Genomic DNA, 5,570 nt, shown 5'->3' with positions numbered 1-5,570 from the left:
ACGGTCACTGATGTGGCCGGCAACGTCTCCGAGGCCAGTACCCCAGCCGGCTTTACGCTGGACACCACCGCTGCCGGCGAAGGCACCGGTGTGGGCGGCACGGATGAAGCCCCAGTCCTGACCATTGCTGAAGCCACCGATGGCGTCAGTGAGGCCGAAGCCAGTGATGGTGTACAGGTCAGCGTGGCCGTACCGACTGGCGCAGTCTCCGGTGACACCATTACCCTCACCGTCACCCAACCTGACGGCACTTCTGAAACCGTCGACACCCTGATCCCTTCAGACTGGAACGGCACCGATCCGATCGTGATGACGGTGTCCACCGACATCCTGTCTGATACTGACGGCTTTGTGGACGGGGATTACTCCGTCACGGCGACGGTCACCGATGTGGCCGGCAACGTCTCTGAGGCCAGTACCCCTGCCGGCTTTACCCTGGATACTACCGCTGCCGGCGAAGGCACCGGTGCGGGCGGCACGGATGAAGCCCCAGTCCTGACCATTGCTGAAGCCACCGATGGCGTCAGTGAAGCAGAAGCCAGTGATGGCGTGCAGGTCAGTGTAGCCGTACCGACTGGCACGCTGGCCGGTGACACTATCACCCTCACCGTTACCCAACCTGACGGCACCACTGAATCCGTGGATACCCTGATCCCTTCAGACTGGAACGGCACCGATACGATCGTGATGACGGTGTCCACCGACATCCTGTCTGATACTGACGGCTTTGTGGACGGGGATTATTCCGTCACCGCCACGGTCACTGATGTGGCTGGTAACGTCTCACAGAGCAGCAATACAAGCAGCTTTACTCTGGATACCACAGCCCCTACCGCAGCGACTATCGACGCCTTGGTGACCAATGACATCACTCCTGTTGTGACTGGTACTGCGACGTTGGGGGACGGGGAATCTTTATCCGTAACGCTAAATGGCGTCACCTATGAAGATGTTCCAGTAGATGCTGACGGCAACTGGAATATTGAGGTTGCCGATGCAGAGTCCTTGGCAGAAGGTACCTATGACGTTACTGCAGTCGTTTATGACACGGCGGGTAACACCACTTCAGATGTAACAGTTAACGAGCTTACCGTTGATCTCACGGCCCCAGAGTCCCCGATAGTCTCGATCGTAGATGACACAAATGACGATGGTCTCGCCAACACTGCAGAACAAGGCAATGATAATCTTCAGCTCTCAGTCGCAGTCGATCATGACGAGCTCTCTGCCGGTGGCATAGTTACTCTTAGCATCGATAACAATGGCACATCAAACACTGTCAACCTTCTGCTAGATAATGGGACGCTGCAATTTGCAGATGGTAGTGATGCAACGGGCTACACCTACACCAACGGGGTCATTTCTTGGACAGAAACTGTTAGTGCCGGAGGTTCAGTGTCTGTTGCAGCCACTCAAACAGATGCAGCAGGAAATGTCTCTAGTTCCGCTTCAGACTCAGCAACTGTGACACAAGCACTCGCCGATTCAGCTTCAGCCCAGGAAGATACCAACCTGAACGGTAATGTGCTGATTAACGATCTTGGTAATACCAGCGTTGTCAGCTTCACCGTTACGGGTGTTTCGACCACTTTTACTGCTGGACAAACAGCGACGATAACTGGCATCGGAACATTCATACTGAACGCCGATGGCGGCTACACCTTTACACCTGTTGCAGATTGGAGTGGCAGTGTTCCACAGGTGACTTACACAACCAATTCTGGTGATAGCGCAACCCTGACAATGACGGTAACCGCAGTGGACGACGCGGTTGATGCTGTCAGCGACTCTTACTCGACAGACAAAGATAGCTCTATTTCCCTAAACCTTTTAGGGAATGACTCAGCACCAGATGGTGGCCTCTCCATTACACACATTAATGGTGTGCAAGTCACAGGAGGTTCGCAAAGCATTGCCGTGGATAACGGAAACGTTGTGATTGCCTCAGATGGTTCAATGAGCTTTCAGCCTGTTGCGGGTTACATTGGTGACGTGAGTTTCAACTATCAAGTTAAAGATGCTGATGGAGATACAGATACCGCATCTGTAGACATATCGGTTGTTAATCCCAATGCAGCTCCAGATGCCATCGACGATTCAACAACCATGGTCGATGCAGGAGCAATAACGACTGGCTACACCGGTCCGACCGTTGATACCACAATACTTGAAGGGTTCGGAACAAATAGAGTCGATGATTCTGCCTACATCTCTACGACTAACGCAGATGGCAGCTATACCGTTGTTTGGCGTGCGTGGGATACAAATTATTATGGTAATAACAAAGTCGCTCTCCAAACCTTTAACGCGGATGGCACCCCGAAAGGTGACAAAGTTATTCTTGGTGGTCGGGACAAAATTGAGTCACCACAAGTCACCCAACTCAATGATAGTGGCGATATGCTTGTCACATGGACGGGTTACAACAACAACGCTACCTTAAATACCCATTCTTACGCTCAAGTCGTTTACGCAAACCCCGATGATCACGGTGGTGCCACCACTGGACCCATCATGGATCTTGGTTCATCACAACTAAGAACTGTCACGTCAGAACACTCTGGTGATACTAGCGTCATTGTTTGGCAAAACAATTTCACTTTGTACAAACAGGTACTCGATACCAGTGGCAACAAAATAGGCTCACCAACAGTTGTCGGGTCAGTTTCTGCTAATTCCAATGGTTACCCCATTGAAGCAAAGGTCGAAATTACGACTTTAGATAATGGTAACTACGTCATTTCCTGGAATCAGGGGTCAACGGCAACCGCCACCAACACTGTCATGCTGTCTCCAGACGGTGACAAAATTGGCAGCACGCAAACGCTCAATATTGGCGGTACGGATGGTGTCGGTGACCTAGAGACCAATGTCATCAGTGTTGGTGACGGCAAGTACGCGATTGTCGGTTCTAGTGGCGGTGTTGTAAAACTCACTTTATTGGATGAGAGCACCAATCTACCTATTACCAATTCTACCCAAACGTTGAGCTTGGCTGGTACATCTGGAAATAGTTTGCCGTCAATAGCAAACGTTGGCACAGACGGGGATTTTGTTGTCGTTTGGCGTGGTATAGAAGGTGGGCAATGGCAAACTTATATCCAACATTTCGATGCCAACGGCTCTAAAGATCAAGCTGTAAGTAAACTTGAAACACCCGGAGGTCACGGACCAGCGAAAGTCATAGGCGTTGGCAGTAATGGCGACTATGTTATTGTTTGGAGTGGTATCAACGATGCTGGCAACTATGACGTTCATACCCAAAAGTACAATGCAGACGGCACAAAAGATGGGGAACAGCTTACATTTACAGGCCAACAAGAAGACAAAAATGACCTGAACTTCGATATTGTCGCTGTCGGAGATGATGGAGCTTATACGATTTCATATCTCGGCACCGACTCTAGTGCTAATGGTGGTGATTACAGCATTTACATCGCCAGCGTTGATGCAAATGGCAACAAAGTTGTAGCCTACCCTGAAGGCAGTACTGGCGACTTTACCATTGGCACTGACGTTACAGTCACGTCAGGCTTCTACACAGTGACATACAGCACCGGAACCCTCTACGCCAACGGTGTCATCTACCCAAGTGGCAGTCAGGTGCCAGCAACTGAATGGGTTGACGTTAAATTGGTGGGGGCCACTGCTTCTGAGTATGACCTCGTTGTCACCGCCCATGAGTCCATCAGCACGTCCGAAGACACTTCTCTCGTCCTTAATGCCACTGATCTTCTGGTGAATGACACCGATGCAGACGGTGATACCCTCACCATAGTCTCCGTGCAGGATCCTCAAAATGGCTCAGTCATCCTCAACCCTGACGGCACCATTACGTTCACACCGACATCCAATTACAACGGTCCCGCCAGTTTCACTTACACCATCAGTGATGGGCAGGGAAAAAGTGATACAGCGACCGTCTACCTCACCGTCAAGCCAGAAGATGATGCGGTTGATGCGATCAACGATGAGTTTACCTTGGGCACTGATAACAGTGTCGCTTTAGACTTGTTAAGCAATGATCTCGCACCAGACGGCGGACTGGAAGTCACACAGATTAATGGTGTCACCCTGACCGGTGGAGCGCAGACCATTGCGGTAGACAATGGCAATGTCGTGATCGCCAGCGATGGCAGCATGAGCTTCGTCTCCAACACCGAATACTATGGTGAGATTAGCTTTAATTATCAGGTCACAGATGCTGATGGCGATATAGATAGCGCAAATGTCACCATAAACGGAAACGCAAGCATTCCGGAAGTTTCCAGCATTACCCACCTTCAAAATGGCATAGAAAATGGCTGGGTGGGCTGGACTCTTAATTTGACGAATATTTCCACCTCCGAGAGCACTGTTACTGTCGGTTTTGATGATAGTACTCACCAAGCTGAGTTTGGCTCCGACTACGCTGGCATCATTCAGGTCTGGAACGATGACGATTCGTGGACACAGTACGAACTCAACGAGTCGAACGGCTGGAAAGTTGATATCACCGTACCGAGTGGGGACGACAGCGTTAGAATTTTTGCCCGTTCCATCGATGATAATGTCTACGAGGGTAACGAGACCATCAAAATTCTGGGGGCTGTCACAAGCCAACAGGAATGGGTTGAGTCTGAAACAGCTCTGATTATCGATACTGCTGATATCCCGAAAGTCACGAGTGTCACGGCAGACAGCGTAGCCGAAGGCGGCACAAACACCTTTACAGTCGGCCTGTCCAATACCAGCACCACAGCCACCACTGTCAACATGACTCTGGCCAGTGGCAATGCCACCAAAGGCACTGACTTCAGTGGTAGCAGTGTCTCTGTGGTGATTAATGGCACCACCCAGACAGTATCCGTCGCCAGCGACGGCACCTTCAACGTATCCGTACCAGCTGGTCAGAACAGCTTCGAGGTCAAAGTGGCCACCATCAATGACGATGTCTTTGAAGGAAACGAGCGATATACGCTAACCGCGGCGGCAAATGGCACGAGCAAGGCAGCTACCGCTTCTATTACCGATGTCGAAGATGCTCCAGTTCCAGAAAGCATCACCGTTGATACTGCACCGGAAGGAGGCACTCATACCTTTGATGTCAACTTATCAAACGCCAGCACCACTGACAGACCGGTTGTGTTGCAGCTGTTCGGTGATAGCGCTACGCATAATTCGGATTTTGACGGCACTTCCATTACGGTGATTATCAATGGTCAAAGCCAGACAATACCCGTCTCGGAAAGTAATAACTTTACAGTGACGGTGCCTGCAGGTGAAACCAACTTCAAGGTGCAAATCGCTACCCTCAATGACAATGTTTTTGATGGGAATGAAGAATACACCCTGACTGTTAGGACTGGAGGGGTTACCCTTAATTCTACAGCCACCATCACTGATGACGCCGACATTCCGAAAGTCACCAGTGTGTCTAGTACATCTGTGAATGAAGGCGAGGCGGCTTCTGTCACCATCACGCTGAGCAATGAGTCCACCACCCCTACCCGTGTGTTTATCGATGCCTATGGCGGCTCGGCCACCGAAGGCTCTGACTTCAACACCAAAGACCTCTGGGTCAATTACGG

At 50.8% G+C, this 5,570-nt stretch carries 1 protein-coding gene; it reads left to right on the top strand.

Features of this window, described 5'->3' with window-relative positions; genetic code table 11:
- On the top strand, positions 1–5,570 hold a 5,570-nt coding region (locus tag D515_RS25070; protein ID WP_152442439.1), incomplete at both ends, for an Ig-like domain-containing protein.

The organism is Grimontia indica, assembly GCF_000333895.2.
GTDB classification, from domain to species: Bacteria; Pseudomonadota; Gammaproteobacteria; order Enterobacterales; family Vibrionaceae; genus Enterovibrio; species Enterovibrio indicus.
Note: the sequence above shows the minus strand (reverse complement) of the source record. Positions and strands in the feature narration are given on the sequence as shown.